The organism is Streptococcus gingivalis, assembly GCF_035544715.1.
GTDB lineage: Bacteria > Bacillota > Bacilli > Lactobacillales > Streptococcaceae > Streptococcus > Streptococcus gingivalis.
Window position 1 is genome coordinate 604917 of the sequence record NZ_JAYKTO010000002.1, and the last position, 16945, is coordinate 621861.

Genomic DNA, 16945 nt, shown 5'->3' on the forward strand with positions numbered 1-16945 from the left:
TAAGGCCTGACCAATCGTCAAGCCTTATTGTTATAAATCTTTGTGTTTAAAGGTAGCGAGTCCTAGGAATCCGAAAATAAGGATGAAGCCAAGGGCGATCGAGAGGATGTTGGTCGTCGCTGTCGTACTTTGGACCATGGAATATTGGAATTCCAAGTTTAGATAGTGGAGAATATCAATATCTTTAAAGAAGAGCGCAGGAAGGCTTAAGAAGATATTTCCAATGAAGTAGCCAACGAAGGCCAAGGTGATGGATTGGCTGGCATAAAGGAGGAAGGAAATAATGCTGACCCAAGCCAGGGTGGAAAGGAACTGAATCAGCACGGTCAGTCCAAAATGAGCAAGGAAGTGCTCTGGCATGGTGCCAAGTCCATTGTAGAGGGTCGCGATCAAGAAGACGAGACCATAAGAAACGAGAAATTGGAAGAGCGCAATGGTCAGGACAACAGCACTTTTGGCAAAGTAGTAGCTGGTGCGAGAAACACCATAGGCTAGGCTGTTTTTATATAAGTTTTGCGTTAAGTCTGTCCCCAGGACTAATGTGATGACAATAATGGTAAAGAGGATGGTCACACTGATGCTGGAAGAGTAGTTGGTCAAGGCTTTAAAGCCTGTCCAAACTTCGGTCGCTTGGGGTAATTTGGATTCCGTATTGACGCCGACGTGGCCGGTAGCTCCAAAGATGACTCCAGACAGGATGTTGAGAACGAGAATGGCTTCTGTAATCCAAAAACCTTTGGAGCGAAAAAGTCTGTAAAAATCTGCTTGAATGGTATGCAACATGATAAATCTCCTAAATGAAATATGTGGGATAAGTAAAACAAGACGGTGGTTTGACTAGTCTACCAAGTCCGTAAAGAATTTTTCCAGATCTTGGCGGGCATAGTAGATTTCGTCCACGTCAATATCTGCTTGAACGAGGGCTTTGACAATGACTTTAATATCGTGAGTCTGTCCGAAGATATGGATTTCTCCATCCTTATCGATGACCTTGATGCGGTGATGGAGTTGATCCTGAATCAGTTGACTGGCAAGGGCTAGCTGGCTAGTCTTGAGGATGATGTAGTCTTCTCCTTGTTCTTCGAATTCGGCCTTGCTAATTTCTTTGATCAGGCGTCCTTGGTCGACAATGCCAAAGCGGTTGGCAACCAGATAAAGTTCGGAGAGGATGTGACTGGAAATGAGGATGGTCATGCCGAGTTCATCGTTGAGGCGCTTGATCATCTGACGGAATTCCTTGATTCCGACAGGATCGAGACCATTGATGGGTTCGTCTAGAATGAGGAAGTCGGGCTTGGCAATCAGCGCGATCGCAATTCCCAACCGTTGTTTCATCCCTAGTGAAAAATCACGGAATTTCTTCTTACCCGTATTATTCAGGCCAACATAGTTTAAGGTTTCTTTGATGACCTGGTCGGGATTGGGGATATGGCGAGCCTTGCAATAGTAGACCAGGTTTTGATAAGCGGTCATATGCTTGTGGGCCACGGGACTTTCAATGACGGATCCGACCCGTTTTAGGGCTTGCGTCCACTGGGAGCGATTCGTGGAAGCAAAGAGAGAGACGCTTCCGTCCGTTTCTTGAATCAGTTGGGTGATGACCTTGATGAGGGTGGTTTTCCCAGCCCCGTTCTTACCGATGAGTCCGTAGACGTCGCCTTTGCGAATGGTGAGATTCACATCATTTAAGGCGTATTGTTGACCGAACTTTTTACTCAAATGGGAAATTTCTAATACTTTTTCCATGGTTTTCTCCTTCGTCCAAATGACTAGTTGTTTTCTTTACACTCTTAGTATACAGCTTGCTTTTAAAATAACTATCAAGCAATTCTCAAATATTTCTAAAAAATTGCGGTAAAGACTTCTTATAAAATAAAAATGTTGAATAGGTGACTCTACAAAGAAATAAAAAGAATTTCTAATGTTGAAATTCAATCCAAAATATATTAAAACTTTCCGCTGTGAGAAAAGTGCTAGAAACAATCATGTTTCTAGCACTCGGGAGTTTTGGAACCTTGGGTCCAAAACTAAGTCATGGAACTTCTTTGAAGTTCGCTGACGTCCGTCCTCACCTAAGGAAAGTTTTAAAAATGACTTTATATATATTAAGAACAACTGTTCTAAAAGCTAGCCTCTTCATTTTAGAACCCAGCGACAAACTCCTTGATGGCTTGGGCCAGTTCATAGGGTTTCTCGGTATTGAGTAGATGGCCTCCGTCTGCGATTTCTTGATAGCGGCCTTTTGGCAGGAGCTTGGCCAATTTTTTAGAAGAAGATTGATTGGCCCAATCTCTGCTACCACAAATAACCAAGCTAGGGAGAGGGCAAGCTTTAACGGTATTGGTTAAATTGAGTCCTTTTAATTCGGTCAAGATTTGAAGCATCTGTTGTTTATTGGCATCTTGTTTTTCAAAGACATGCTTGGGAAGTAGACGAAAGAGAAGGATCTGGAGCCGATAGAGGGGGTTGGTGTTGAGTTTGTATTGAGTTCCTGCAAGGACCAAGCCCTTGAGTTGCGGGAAGTCTTGTCTGGAGAGATCAAGAGCGAGCACGCCACCTAGTGAGAGTCCTACCAGAATAAAGGGTTCGCTTTCTTGCTGGAGGCGCTCCATCAACCTTTCTTTAACTTCCTGATAGCTTTCTTTTGGATGGGAGAAAATATCAAAAGTTTTGGAGTGCAAGGGTGAAAGTGCAAATTGGACTCCTTGCCAAGAGAGGACATCCTGTCCTAGTCCATGTAAAAAAATCAGTTTCATCAGGAATCCTTTCTTTGAAAATCGAGTTCGTAGAGACCACGAAGAGCATTGCAGGCATAAATACGATCGGCGTCTATTAAATCGTTCAGAGTTAAGAGTTTTTCTTCAACCTGCTGGGTCTCAAGAAGATGGCGCCGATAAATGCCATCGAGTAAGGGGAGGTGAGCTGGTGGGGTATAGAGTTGTCCCTCTATCTCCAGCACCAGATTGCCAATCGTCGTCTCTAGCAAGCTTCCGTCTGGCAGATGAAAAATTTGCTCGTGATCTGACTGGCCTAGATGGTCTCTCTGACTCGTTTTGAAATAAGTAAATGGCGTCGCTAAATCAAGCTTCTGCTCGGTCAGTTGGGCCTGTAGATAGCTAGCTGGCAAGTCGGTCAGCTCCGTGATCTCTAGGTGGAAGGTCCCGTTTTTTTGCAAGGCAATCCGACAACGATAGTCAAGGTTGAGATCTAAATGAGCGAGTTCTTCTTGAAGTTCTTTCAGGAGCTTCGACTCATCATAAGGATATGCAAAGTAGCGACTAGCTTCTCTCAAGCGTGTTACATGTTGGTCGAGGAAAGTCAACTCTCCTTGGTGGATGCAGCCAGTCGTCAGGAGCTCAAAGCGAGGTTCTTGCCGGTAGAGGACAGCCGATTTTTGCTTGGTTTCCTGGTATTCACCTTCCCATTTGCTGTCCCAAGTGATGCCTCCTCCCACGCCATAGATGGCTTGATTCCCCTGCATTTGAAGGGTCCGGATGGCTACATTAAAAATCCGTTTCCCTTTTGGAAGAAGGATGCCGATCGTTCCACAGTAGACACCTCGAGGAGACTTCTCCGTCTTTTGGATGATTTCCATAGTGGAGATCTTCGGTGCTCCTGTAATCGAGCCACAAGGAAAGAGAGCTCGGAAGGTTTGGATCAGGTCGATTTCAGCTCGTAAGCGACTTTCAATGGTCGAGGTCATCTGCCAAACAGTGGAGTATTGCTCGACTTGGCAGAGATGGGTCACCTGCTCACTTCCAATCTCCGAAATCCGGTTCATGTCATTGCGGAGGAGGTCGACGATCATCATGTTTTCTGCTCGATTTTTCGGGTCGGCTTCTAGCCAAGCAGCCTCTTGAAGATCCTCTTGGTTGGTGAGACCACGGTGCGTCGTTCCCTTCATAGGACGCGTGGTCAGTAGCCGGTCGTCTTGCTCAAAAAAGAGCTCAGGGCTGATGGAGAGGATGGAGACATCATCGTGCTGGATGAAGGCATTGTAATGGGCTTTCTGCTCAACCACCAAGCGGTTGTAGATGGCCAAAGGGTCAGACTTTAGCTCTTGAGAAAGCTGGACGGTGTAGTTGACCTGGTAGGTATCACCCTGGCGAATATGGTGATGGATGGTCTCGATGGCTTCTTGATAAGCAGGCGCCTCTACCTCTTCCTTCCAATTGGCTGAAAGATCCACAGCTTCATAGTCCTCTGGAAAAGGAAGGGTTTCGACCTCCTCGTGGATCGTAAAATAGAGGAGATACTCTCCCATGAGAGGGGCTGGATGGACAGCAAACTTCTTCTCAAAAGCAGGAGCAGCCTCATAGCTGACATAGCCGACTGCATAAAAGCCTTTCTCTTGGTAGGCTTCGACTTCTTGAAGAAGAACCTCTACCTGGTCGAGGTTTCTAGTTTTTAATTCCTTTATGGGCTTGGTGAAAAGGTATCGCAATCCAAGCTCTTTAAAATCAATAATCGTTTGTTTATGCATGCTTTGAGTATATCAAAAATAGAGGAAAAAAGGTAGATAAGGATGTAAGATTCCTTGCTTGGCCTTCCCTTTCATGCTAAAATAACCATAGAAACTGCTTTGGGCAAGGAGTAGGACCATGCAAAAGAATCCCCTCTATAACACCTCTAGTATCAGCTTTTTTCAATATCTCTTTGCGATTGCAGTGATTTTGGTGCATAGTGGTCGCTTGACCTCTTATGAGCCACTGCATTTTGGTCTTAAGAGTATGCTCGGCCGACTAGCGGTGCCATTTTTTATCGTCAGTGCCAGCTTTTTCCTCAGACAATCACTAGGGAATTCTCAGAAAATGAAAGCCTATCTGGCCAAAATTGTAAAAACCTATTTGTTTTGGAGTTTTGTTTACCTCCCTTATGCCTGGCTCTTTTTCTCTAGTCTCCATCTTCCTGTTTATCTCTTTCCAGCAGGTGTTCTCATTGCACTGATCTATCTGGGAATGTGCTACCAACTCTGGTATATTCCGGCCTTTCTACTGGGCTTGTTTTTGGTCAATCAATTGGTCAAACGCCTAGGTATGGTTTGGACGGGGTTGATCACCTTTCTTCTTTACTGCTGGGGCTTGATCGAGACCTATTCGGCTTATCTGGACACCACAAGTCTTCTCAAGGGTTACCAGCTCTACAGCAACCTATTTTTCACAGCGCGAAATGGTCTCTTTTACACGCCCATTTTTATTTATATGGGGTACTATCTGTATGATCATTTTCATGCACAAACCTTTAAGGTTCACTGTTAGCAAAAAGTAGCTTTTGCATTTGGTTTGCTCTGTCTAGAAGGCATCATCATTTTTCAACACGAAGGAATTGATAAGAACTTTTTCTTTCTACTTCCCTTTGTGACCGTTTATTTGGTCAATGCCTGCCTGCGATCGTCCTTTTTGAAAAGCTATGATTTACAGTATTTAAAGCAAATGAGTATAGCCCTTTACTTTTCGCATCCGATCTTTATTGAGTTGGCTCGCTACGGGTTTAGAACTCTCCCTCTTTCCTATCCGGATAAGGGCAAGCTGATTTTTGTAACGGCTTTGTTTGGCAGCTACCTTTTTGGACTAGCTATGCTGTGGGTACGAGATAGAAGGGAAAAACAAAAGATTCCTTCAAATGGTGAAGAGTTAGATAAAATAACCAACCAGTAGTAGGGTGTACAAAACTCAAGCAGATGTGTTTGAGTTTTTTTGTATGAAGAAAATCAAGGAAGAATAAGAATTGGCAGACTGCTCCTCCTTGTTTATAAATGTTTTATTTTCTTGCCCTTGGATAGAAAAAAGGGGAAATCAGTACCAGATAGTGATTTATAATATAGACATCATTGCAAATAATGTCTATATTATTGAATAGTGATGATTTAATTTGAAAAGCAAAGGATATTTTAAAAAATAAATGATAAAATTAAAGGGAGGGCCTTTTGGAAGGCTAACAAAAGTAAAGGAGATAAGACATGAAAAAGCTTCGTTCATTATGGAAAGACTTTTTGAAAAAAGGTTTTGCCATTTTAACAATTTTCATGATGCTAGGCCAGCTTGGTCAAGGGGCGATCACAGCCTTTGCCAATGAGCTAGCAGTCGGGGATAATGGGGCCTTGGATGTTGCCCTTATGTATGGGGATAAACAAGATCATCCAGGTGGAATGTCCTATTATACAGGGGATACCATGTCTGGTTATATCCAGATCACCCCTAAGAATTTGACAACGGATATTAATGAAGTAACGGTGACCTTGAAGGTTCCTGGAAAGTACTTACGAGAAGTTAGTTTCCCTGACTTCAATAGTGCTTCAGAGCATGACAAACCAACGGTTACAAAAGTTGGAGATGATTATCAAGTCACACTTCACTTTAACAATTACCAAAAGTCTGAGGTCCTGACTTTACCATTTATTGGAAAATTTAAAGTCGGTTATGCACCGACCAATTATTCATTGGATATTACGGGTACCTTGAATATCAATGGTCAAGAAGCAAAACTCAATGATATCATTTGGAAACCCAAGTACAATGACTATCGCTTAACCAAGTATATCAACCAAAACTTGAACGAAGCCATGTCCAAGGACTATGCGGAAGCCATGCCTGGTGTTGTCAAAGGGGCTGACGGAAAAAATTATATTGAAACCCCATCATCTGTTCCATTTGCATTTCAATTGGAGGGAATGCAAGGACAGTATGGGGGACAATATCGTCAATTAGAATCAGTAACGCTTACCGATAAGTTGCCAACCTATACAGATAAAAATGGCAATACCCGGACAGCAGTTTTAGATACAGCTAAGTCTGAAGGCTGGGTAGATAATGGAGATGGCACCGTTTCTAAGACGTTTGCAGCAGATGCAAACGGTAATCCAGCAGCTTATCACCAAGAATTCATGGCAAAAATCAAGAATACAAGTTACCTTTACTTGAAGTTTCCTGATTTAGTTTTGGAAAAGGACCAGACTCTCAAAGACGTCCTTAGTAAGGATTTGACAAACTCAGGAAGTATTGTGGGAATTCCTGCCAATCGTGGAGAAGGAGAACCGGATATTACAGCTGAAGATTCCCTCATTTTCCGCTTGACCTCTCGTGACCTGGAAGGGGCTGGAAGTTTTGCCAAAAAAGCAGATGGTGATGTCTATGATTCAACTGAATACAAGGCAGCAAACTATAAATGGATCATCGCTTTTGATAATAAAACTCCTTCGACACAAAAGAATTTTGTTTTCTATGATGAGACAGTGGACTCTCGGTTAAAATTCACCAAGATTGATTACGCTCGTCTTATGCAAGGAAATTACGGTATTGGTGAGCATATCAGTAAATACGTAAAACGCTTGACCCTTACTTTAGAAGATGGTAGCCAAAAAGAAATTCAGCCGGAAACAGACAAAGATGGCAATGGCTTGATTGATTTAAGCAAGTATGGAACCGTTGTCGGTTGGCGGATGGAAATGAAGGATGATTTTGTCCTAAAATCTGGTCAAGGAATTCGCCTCAATACCTATACAAGCTTCAAAGATCCAGAAAAGACTCGTTACGATGAAAATGATGCGACCAAGAATGAATTCAAGAATACAGGTCGTGTCACTTATCAAACACAATCAAATATTGCTAAAGACCAAACATCAGATTGGACCTTTAAGCTGATTCCTTTGAAGGAAAGCTTTGAGATTTCAAAAACGACGGATTACAATGATGTTCGTTATACTGATGGACAAAATATTCGTTTTGGTTTGATGGCAACCAAAGTAGTTTTAGATCCTGATAAGGATTATGGAGACCTGCGAATCATTGATCTTTATGATCCAAATACCCTTAAAGTCGACTATAAAGATTTTGAGAGAAACCTTGCCTCTAATGAAAAAGGGATGAAATTCTTAAAGAGCTACGATGTCATTGAAAACTACCACAATTCTGGACGGACAGCTCTCATCATGCATTTGGACCAAAAAGAGTTTATTAAAGCTTCTCTTCAAGATATTAATCGCGTGCGTCTACCATTTATCGTGGCCGATCTGAAAGGGAAAGACGATGGTGGGACTTTCACCAATAAAGTTTATGTCGCTGGAAACGGCATCCACGATCTTGAAAATGCCAACCCTGATCGGGTCACGGAAGACGTTTACGATCTGAACGGGAATGGTTCAACAACAGATAAGATTCCATATGCCCAATCAAACTATACAATTGTGGCTGCTGAGGGAATCTATGCCCGCAAATACATCGCTAAAAATGATGACCTGTCAGACGCTTCGATTGTGACACGTACCTTCAAACCAGGTGAAACCTTTAACTACAAACTCACCATTAAAAATAATACGGATAAGGCAGTAGAAGACGGAGTCGTCTATGATGTCCTACCAAAAGTAAAAGACGTTAACACACTAGACGGATCTGGTCGGATGACAGAATACACGGTCAGCCTTCGTGGACCAGTGACAGCTCCAGAAGGATGGACGGTCTACTATACAACTGATACAGGCGTTACGACAGATACCATGGCGCAAGCTGCTGACAAGGATATCTGGACGACAGCTGTGGCTGATTACAGTCAAGTAACAGGAATCAAGTTAGTTGCAAATGCTGGGACTACGATTCCTGCGCGTGGAGAAGCAAGCTTTGGTGTCCCAGTTGTAAATCCAAGTGAATTGACTGATGAAGTCAAGGCCTTGATGCAAAAACGCACCAAAGATAATGAAGATAACGGCGGTCGTTCTGGTCTTGTTCAAGCCCATAACCAGTTTGGTTACAAGGCGAAAGGTCATGAAGGAAATCGTGAGTCTAATACCGTCACTGCACAAATCTTCTCGGCTGCTTTCCACGTCAAGAAGGTGGACAAGGATGATCCTAAGAAAGTTCTTGAAGGTGCTGAATTTACCTTAACTGATGCAAATGGCGCGGTTGTTGCGACGGCAACTTCTGATAAAAAAGGGGAACTTTCCTTTAACACCTTAACAGAAGGAACCTATACGCTCAAAGAAACCAAAGCACCTGAAAACTACAAGTTGGATGAAACAGAACATGCTGTGGTTGTCACCTATGATGCGGACAAACAAATCTACCACGTCACGGTGGATGGAAAAGCGGTTGGATCAAAAGCAGTCCCAGTTGAGATCGCTAATGAAGCAGATATCAAGTATCTCGATCTTGAAGCTTCAAAAGTTTGGGATGACCAAGACAACCAAGAAGGGCTTCGCCCAGAAAGTGTGGAATTCCAACTCTACAAGAATGGCAAAGCTCAAGGAAAACCAGTCACGGTTTCAGCCGCAACAGACTGGAAAGCCCACTTTACGAATCTTCCGGATAAAGACAGTGATGGCAAGCTCATTACCTACACTGTCAAAGAAGTGAAAGTACCGACTCATTATACGGTCGATACAGAAGAAGCTAGCTTCACAGATGGAAAAGCCACCATCACTAACAAGCGCACTCCTGAGACCACGACGGTTACAGTCAAGAAAGTCTGGGATGATGCACAAAACCAAGATGGTCTTCGCCCATCTACCATCAAAGTTCACCTCTTGGCAAATGGAACAGAGGTTCAAGCTCTTGATCTGACTGGTGAAGGAGATGAATGGACTCATACCTTCTCAGATCTACCAGTCTATAAAGATGGACAAAAAGTTGTCTACACAGTGACAGAAGACAAAGTGGACAATTACACCACTAAGATTGATGGCACTACAATTACCAATACTTACAAACCAGGTAAGACAAGCCTGACTGTTACGAAAAACTGGAAGGATGCCAATAACCAAGATGGCCTTCGTCCAAAAACAATCAAGGTTCAATTGTATGCTGGTGATCAAAAGGTTGGTAAGGCTGTTGAATTGTCAGCAGATAACAAATGGACCCATACCTTCTCAAACCTAGATGAGAAGAAAGCTGGCCAAGTTATCAACTATACAGTCAAAGAAATCGATGTTCCAGAAGGCTACACACAAGCCGTCGAAGCAAGCAATCCAGGTCAAGTAGTCGTGACCAACACGCACGAACCAGAAAAGACCAAAGTAGAAGTGAGCAAGAAGTGGGAAGATGGAGACGACCAAGATGGTCTCCGTCCAGCCAGCATTCAAGTTCAATTGTACAAAGATGGCCTTCCAACAGACCAAGTATTAGAACTTTCAGCCGCGAATGACTGGAAAGGTGCATTTGAAAACCTTGATGCCAAGGCAGCTGGAAAAGCAATTGCATATACAGTCAAAGAAGTAACTGTCCCAGATGGTTACAAAGTAACGGTAAATGATAAGGACAAGGCTAATGTTGTCTTGACCAACACGCATGAACCAGCTCTTACAGAGATGAAAGTCACTAAGAAATGGGAAGATGCCAACAACCAAGATGGTCTTCGTCCAAAATCCATTAAGGTTCAACTCTATGCTGGGGATGAAAAAGTAGGAGACCCAGTTGAATTGTCAGCGGACAATCAATGGACTCATACCTTTAGCAAATTAGCTGAAAAGAAAGCTGGTCAAGCTATCAGCTACCGTGTGGAAGAAGTCTCTGTTCCTGAAGGCTACCAAGTCACTGCCGATACCTCTGACGCTGCTCATACGATCTTGACCAATACGCATACGCCAGCGGTGATCGATATTCCAGTGACCAAGATTTGGAATGACCAAGACAATCAAGATGGTCTTCGTCCAGCAAGTATCGTTGTGAATCTTCTTGCCAATGGTGAAAAAGTTGCTCAAAAAGAACTCACGAATGCGACAGATTGGAAAGAAAGTTTCACAGGTCTACCAAAATTCAAGGATGGAAAAGAAATCGTCTATACTCTTCAAGAAGAGAAGGTAGCTGAATATACGACTACAATTGATCAGGCTGCTTATACCATTACCAATACCCATGCACCTGGTAAGACAAGCGTCACGGTCACTAAGAAGTGGGATGATGAGAATGACAAGGATGGAATTCGTCCGAAGAGTATTCGCATTCAACTCTATGCCAATGATCAAAAAGTCGGTCAAGAAGTAGAATTGTCAGCTGAAAACAAGTGGACCCATACCTTTGCAGATTTAGATGAAAAAGCAAATGGAAACACCATCACTTATACAGTGAGAGAAGTCAGTGTTCCAAAGGGCTATGAAGCTCGTAACGACGAGGATGGTAAAGGAAATGTTGTGATTACTAACAAGCATGTTCCAAAAGAAACTCCAAAACAACCAACTCCTCCAAGTTCATCTGAACCAAAGAAACCGGGTCAACCTGAACCTAAAAAACCAAGCCAACCAGAGCCGAAGAAACCAGGCAAGATCTTAGGATTCTTACCAAATACGGGTACGACCATCTCTATTATTAGCCTAGTTTTAGCCTTTTTCTTGGCAAGCATTGCAGCTTATATTTTGAAGAAAAAGAAAAAATAAGCTAGTGCTTCCTTTATAATATGAACAAACACCAGAGATGGTGTTTGTTCATATTAAAGACAAAGTCATCTTAGAAACTTTCCATAGGTGAGTGCGGACGTCAGCGAACTTCGAAGAAGTTCCATGACTAATTATTGAGCCTAAGGTCTCAATAATTCCGAGTGCTAGAAACATTATTGTTTCTAGCACTTTTCTCACAGAGGAAAGTTTCAGAAGATGGTCGAATAATACTAATAAATAAAACTTTATAGAAGTTATTAGATTTATATAAAAGAACAGTTTTTCTCTGTTCACAACAAACACCAGAAATGGTGTTTGTTTTTTTATAGTGGCCTCTTATAATTGTCTAGCGATCGTTCTCATGGGCGCTTGCTCTATTTTTTAATTCCCGAACGTTTTCAAAAAAAAATTCAGAAAATTCTTGACTTCTATGAAAATCGGAGTATGATTAGTTGTGAACTGTTGAACAATTATTTTCAAGAAAATCCCTGATGTCGACTAAGGGATCTGTGAAAGGAGAAGCGGTTCAAATCAAAAATCTATAGAGCGTTGCGTCCGAAAGTCTAAACAGACACGGCTCTTTAAAAACAAAAGGAGAAAATTATGAAAACAGAACCGATTCATCGTACCAGTATGTGGAAATTTAAGTTAAGTGCTGCCACCATGACTTTGATTCCCGCTGCCGTGGGGATTAACTATGTTGCCAAAGCCTTGGCGGAGGGGTTAAAGTTGCCCGTTTGGCTGGGGTCTTTGGGAACCTTTCTTGCCAGCATGTTGGCTGGGCCGGTTGCCGGTGCCATCAGTGGTTTCATCAACAACGTGATCTATGGGCTGACCTTATCGCCAATTTCAACCGTATATGCGATTACCAGCATCGGAATTGGGATTGCTGTCGGAGTTTTGCACGCCAATGGGTGGTTCTCGTCAGCGCGACGAGTATTTGTTTCTGCTATTATTATTGCCATCGTTTCAGCTGTCATTTCAACGCCACTCAACGTCATCTTTTGGGGTGGTCAGACCGGTATCGCTTGGGGTGACTCATTGTTTGCGGTAATGGTCGCCAATCATGCACCAGTGTGGCTGGCCTCATTTATCGATGAGTTTGTCTTGGATATTTTGGATAAAGTCTGCGTGGCCTACCTGGCATTCTTCATCTATCGTCAGTTGCCGAAGCGGATGGTGCACTTCTTTAGCGGTGATAAATGATGACTGATCAAACATTGATTTCTGGAGCGCCACGGGTCAAGCTCAAGTGGTACCAGGTGATCGATCCGATTACTAAGCTCTTGTTCATCTTGGACATGACGTTGTTGAGCTTTGCCAGTATGAATTTATTGCTTCAGGCCGGATTAATTCTTGTCGCAACACTGCTATTGTTATTTTCCAAATTGAGTTCTACCATCTTTAAGGCGCTGGGATTCAGCCTGTTTCTGATTTGCACCATGCTGATCATCCAAGGGTTATTTTACAGTCGGAATCAAACTGTGCTGTTTTCTGTGCTTGGGGTGTCGTTCTACAAAGAAGGCCTGATTTACGCCACCACTCTGGGTTGTCGAGTATTGGTGATTATTTTGACCAGTGGCTTTTTTATGGTGACCACGAGTATTTCAGAAAACGCGGCCTATTTGGAACTGTCCGGATTGTCTTATAAAACCGTCTACGTTCTGATGTCGGTGTGTTATATTTTGCCGGAAATGATGCGCAATATGCGGAAAATCCAGCAGGCACAAAAAGTTCGCGGAACCAATCCGCAAAAAACGTTGATTCAGAAATTAAAGTCAGTCCTGCCGGTTCTAATTCCATTGGTGATTAAGACCTTGGATCAATCGATGGCGCGGTCGATTTCTCTCCAACTGAGAGGTTTTGATAATCCCAACCGGACTGTCAGAACCTCCCAGCGCGTGTATCGCCTGTCGCGGACGCTGCACATTGGTCTGACTGGATTGGCAATTTTATTGATTGGGTGGAAGATATGGACGAAGATAAACGGATTGTAATTGAAAATTTGACCACCCGTTATCCGGGTACTGAGCAACCACAACTGCGTCAGATTAACGCGGAGGTTCATACCGGCCAGGTGGTTGGGATTATCGGGAATAGCCACTCCGGCAAATCGACTTTGTGCCGTGTGCTGGCAGGGGTCATTCCCAAAATTGTGTCTGCTGAGATTGAGGGCGACTGGCACATGTTTGGCCAGCGAGTGTCCGACAATTGGCCCGTTTATAATGCCATGAATGGAGTTGTACTGCAAAATCCAGCTGGCCAACTAAGCGGGTTGGCAGAAACGGTTGCCGATGAAATCGCCTTTGACTTGATTAATCAGGGAATGGCTGAAGGACTGATTCAAAAACGGGTTGAAGAAGTTGCCACGCAAATGGGGCTGATTGAACAGTTGAATTTGCGTCCCGAGAGCCTTTCCGGTGGTCAGGTCCAGCGGTTGGCAATTGCCACGGCGATTGTGGCTAATCCGGCTGTTTTGATTATGGATGATCCGACCAGTCAGATGGATCCCCTTGGCCGCCGGCAATTTTTCCAATGGCTGGCCCAAGTCAAAGAGACGACTGTCTTCATTGTCACCAGTGAAATTGACGATTTGTGCGAGGTCGCCGACGTTGTGTGGGTGCTGCACGAGGGTCAAATGGTAGCCCAGGGCAGGCCGGGTGAGGTGTTTAATCATTTGGCAGCTGACTGGCAGATTCCAGCCCCGACAATCCAGCAACTTGCTCAAAAAATGGATTGGCACTTGGCTGATGGCCGGTATCCGGTGAATGACGCTGATCTGAAGGAGGTTCGTTATGCCCACAATTGAACTGAACCACCTGACGTTCACTTATCCGGAACGGTCCTTTAGCTTGGATGTTGAAGACAAACACTTCGCCGATCCGATGGTGGCGATTGTCGGCCAAAATGGTGCCGGCAAATCAACGCTCTTCAAATTGTTGACGGGCTTGCTGACACCACAAACCGGTGTGATTAAGATCGATGGAGAAAATTTTAATGATCTTAAACCAGTCGAAAAGTTACTGAAGGTTGGGATTACTTTTCAGAATCCTGACGATCAGCTTTTCAACCCGACCGTTCAACGAGAGGTGGAGTGGAGTGTTGCGCAGGTCATGGATGACCACGACACGATTACGAGGCGGGCTTTAGAGGCTCTAAAAAGAGTTGGCTTGGATGATAAAACAGCTGAAAGTCCATATGACCTGTCATTGTCGGAACGCAAGCTGTTGAGCGTTGCCACAGTTTTGGCAGTGGATCCGGCGATTTATTTATTTGATGAGCCGATGATGTCGCTTGATTGGGAAAGCCGGCGCAAGTTGACCGCAATTTTCCATCAGTTGGCTGATTCGGGCCACCAAGTTGTGACCATCACCCATGACATGGATTGGGTCGCCGCCGAGTTTGAGTCGGTGTATGTTATGGAACACGGGAAGTTTGGCTTCGCCGGCAGTCCACGGGAATTGTTCAGCGATCACGAACTTGTCCAGCGAGTGGGATTACTACCACCGCGGATTATGGACATAGCGGAGTCGCTGGGTGATTCACAGACATATTTATCGGTTGATGATTATTGCCAGAAAAATCGAGATGTATAGAAAAAGTCACCTCTGCGGGTTTTCCAGGTTGAAGGATTAACTTCAGCTTCTGGCAAGAACTCACGGTTCTTTTCTACCATTTGTCAAGTCTATCAAGGCTTTAAGTAAAAAAAAGAGATAAGACAGTATCTATTCTGAGGTTACTGTCTTATTTTTAACACTTTTTGATCTACCAAGCCCAGTTCAAAAAGGAAGAGCAAGAGTTTGTTACTCGTAAGCTGGATGCGGTAGGCTGGACCAAGTACTTGTCGATCAGTGCCATTTGGTGGCTGGTATTTGGCTATATTTACCAATCAGTTGGAGCCAATCGGCCTTTCCGGGATTCCGTTACAGATGCGACCAATGGTGTCGGCCAACTCTTGATGACGGCTGTCTACCGCGAACAGTGGATTTTCTGGGCGGCTACTAATGTATTCTCCATCTATCTTTGGTGGGGAAAAAGCCTTCAAATTCAAGGGAAATACTTTATTTACTTGATCAATAGTCTGGTTGGTTGGTACCAATGGACGAAGGCGGCCAAGAAAGGCTACTAGTAACAATCAATAAAATACAAGAGGTTGGGCATTTTGCGCCACCTCTTTTTGTGATATACTAGAGTAGTTTTTGGGACTTGAAAATAATGGGTTTTCTAGTTCAAATTTATAAAAAGAAAAGGAGAGAACATGGATATCTTTCTTAAGAGCATATCGGGGATCCTGGTCATTCTGGGGATGATATTAGTGGGCTTTGTCATAGGTGAGAAAGGCTGGTTTGATGACAAGTCACGTGGCTTGATCGCAAAGCTAGTCACTCAAATTGCTCTTCCCTGCTATATGCTCTACACCATCACACAGCGTTTTACAGCGGCTGACCTCCTAAAAATGTTGCCAGCCTTGCGTTTTCCTGCCCTGTCTATGGTTGTTTTGCTTGGAATAGCGACAGCAGTAGCCAGGATCTTTGCAGTGAGACAGGACCGCCGTGGCCTCTTTATTTCTATGTTCTTTAACTCCAATACGATTTTCGTGGGACTCCCCATTAACCAAGCTCTCTTCGGGGATGATAGTATTCCTTATGTTTTGATCTATTACATGTGTAATACGACCTTTTTCTGGACTTTGGGGACCTACTTGATCCAGCGAGACGGTGAGGGAGAAGCTCAGTTTGATCTCAAAACGAGTGTGAAAAAAGTCTTTTCACCTCCTCTGATGGGCTTCATCTTGGGACTAGTCATGGTGATGCTGCAGATAAAGCTCCCTGCATTTCTAGCCAGTGATTTGCAGTATCTGGGCAATTTAACAACCCCCTTATCCATGATTTTCATCGGTTTGTCGGTATCTCATGTAGGCGTGAAGCAGTTGGTGCTTGGAAAAGATCAGCTCCTCATTCTACTAGGACGCTTCGTGGTTGCTCCACTCCTAATGGCGACCATTGTTTACTGGGCGCCTCTTCCAAGCTTGATGAAGCAAGTCTTTATCATCCAGTCCGCTATGCCAGTGATGACCAATGCCCCAGTCGTTGCCAGACTCTACGGAGCTGATAGTGATTACGCAGCGGTCATGGTGACAGAGACGACCCTTGCTACCATGGTGGTCATTCCGATACTCATGGTGTTGATGGCTTGATAAATAGAAAATACAAAAACTCAAGTTTTCATTGATAAAACTTGAGTTTTTCTTAGATGAGGGCTAACAAAATGGTAAGAATCAGAGCGATTCCCAATCGAATGACGTGGTGGGCTAGATGGAAGTTTTCTTTGTGCTTGCCATTCCAATAGGCTCCGTAGCAAATCAAGCTAACTCCGATCAGCCAAATGAATAAAGCAACAATCGGCAAAAGGAAGTAGAGGATGAGAGAGAAGGTCGCAAGGCTACTTCCTAGAAAAAGTAGGTAAATTCCAAGGGTCTTCTTGCTCTTTTTTAATTCGGAAAGGCTGACTAATAAATGAAGAAGAGCAAAAGCAAGGGCTAAGAAGGCTGTAATAATGTTAAAAATGTAATAAAGTGGCATATTT

At 43.7% G+C, this 16945-nt stretch carries 13 protein-coding genes and 1 pseudogene; 9 read left to right on the forward strand and 5 right to left on the reverse strand.

The genetic code is table 11. From position 1 onward, the window contains the following. Positions 1 to 30 precede the first annotated feature (30 nt). The 4 genes from SM122_RS09390 to pabB form a co-directional block, all read right to left on the reverse strand. A complete protein-coding gene (locus SM122_RS09390) occupies positions 31 to 783 on the reverse strand; it encodes an ABC transporter permease (RefSeq protein WP_125826594.1) in 753 nt (250 codons plus the stop codon). 54 nt (positions 784 to 837) lie between these two features. Next, a complete protein-coding gene (locus SM122_RS09395) occupies positions 838 to 1746 on the reverse strand; it encodes an ABC transporter ATP-binding protein (protein WP_049471876.1) in 909 nt (302 codons plus the stop codon). A 395-nt stretch (positions 1747 to 2141) separates the two neighbouring features. Then, positions 2142 to 2756 carry an alpha/beta fold hydrolase gene (locus SM122_RS09400; RefSeq protein WP_154358832.1) on the reverse strand — a complete coding sequence of 205 codons (615 nt, stop codon included), beginning with the start codon at positions 2754 to 2756 and terminating at the stop codon, positions 2142 to 2144. Then, the gene (gene pabB, locus SM122_RS09405; protein WP_195326688.1) at positions 2756 to 4483 is read right to left on the reverse strand and encodes an aminodeoxychorismate synthase component I; all 1728 of its coding nucleotides are present in this window, start codon (positions 4481 to 4483) and stop codon (positions 2756 to 2758) included. The genes SM122_RS09400 and pabB overlap by 1 nt, the downstream gene beginning before the upstream one ends. A 118-nt stretch (positions 4484 to 4601) precedes the next feature. On the opposite strand from pabB, the gene SM122_RS09410 reads away from it, so the two are divergent. The 9 genes and pseudogenes from SM122_RS09410 to SM122_RS09450 all read left to right on the forward strand — a co-directional run bounded on the left by SM122_RS09410 (position 4602) and on the right by SM122_RS09450 (position 16556). After that, positions 4602 to 5258, forward strand: a complete 657-nt coding sequence (locus SM122_RS09410) for an acyltransferase family protein (protein ID WP_229042332.1) — start codon at positions 4602 to 4604, stop codon at positions 5256 to 5258. A gap of 141 nt (positions 5259 to 5399) precedes the next feature. Further along, a complete protein-coding gene (locus SM122_RS09415; RefSeq protein WP_324738284.1) occupies positions 5400 to 5657 on the forward strand; it encodes a hypothetical protein in 258 nt (85 codons plus the stop codon). 302 nt (positions 5658 to 5959) lie between these two features. After that, complete coding sequence (locus tag SM122_RS09420) at positions 5960 to 11359, forward strand: Cna B-type domain-containing protein (protein ID WP_195326689.1); 5400 nt, start codon at positions 5960 to 5962, stop codon at positions 11357 to 11359. A 603-nt stretch (positions 11360 to 11962) separates the two neighbouring features. Further along, the gene (locus SM122_RS09425) at positions 11963 to 12565 is read left to right on the forward strand and encodes a hypothetical protein (RefSeq protein WP_003008715.1); all 603 of its coding nucleotides are present in this window, start codon (positions 11963 to 11965) and stop codon (positions 12563 to 12565) included. Continuing rightward, positions 12565 to 13356, forward strand: a complete 792-nt coding sequence (locus tag SM122_RS09430; protein WP_171963570.1) for an energy-coupling factor transporter transmembrane component T — start codon at positions 12565 to 12567, stop codon at positions 13354 to 13356. The genes SM122_RS09425 and SM122_RS09430 overlap by 1 nt, the downstream gene beginning before the upstream one ends. Beyond that, entirely contained in the window at positions 13332 to 14168 is an 837-nt protein-coding gene (locus tag SM122_RS09435; protein WP_195326690.1) for an ABC transporter ATP-binding protein, read from the forward strand. The genes SM122_RS09430 and SM122_RS09435 overlap by 25 nt, the downstream gene beginning before the upstream one ends. Then, complete coding sequence (locus tag SM122_RS09440) at positions 14155 to 14955, forward strand: energy-coupling factor ABC transporter ATP-binding protein (RefSeq protein WP_195326691.1); 801 nt, start codon at positions 14155 to 14157, stop codon at positions 14953 to 14955. The genes SM122_RS09435 and SM122_RS09440 overlap by 14 nt, the downstream gene beginning before the upstream one ends. Positions 14956 to 15122: 167 nt before the next feature. Continuing rightward, positions 15123 to 15488: pseudogene (gene pnuC / locus SM122_RS09445) on the forward strand (nicotinamide riboside transporter PnuC); the annotation flags it as partial. A 129-nt stretch (positions 15489 to 15617) separates the two neighbouring features. Next, positions 15618 to 16556, forward strand: coding sequence for an AEC family transporter (locus SM122_RS09450; RefSeq protein ID WP_195326692.1), 939 nt, complete (start codon positions 15618 to 15620; stop codon positions 16554 to 16556). A 52-nt stretch (positions 16557 to 16608) separates the two neighbouring features. On the opposite strand, the gene SM122_RS09455 is transcribed toward SM122_RS09450, so the two are convergent. After that, positions 16609 to 16941 carry a glucuronide permease gene (locus tag SM122_RS09455; protein ID WP_195326693.1) on the reverse strand — a complete coding sequence of 111 codons (333 nt, stop codon included), beginning with the start codon at positions 16939 to 16941 and terminating at the stop codon, positions 16609 to 16611. Positions 16942 to 16945 lie beyond the last annotated feature (4 nt).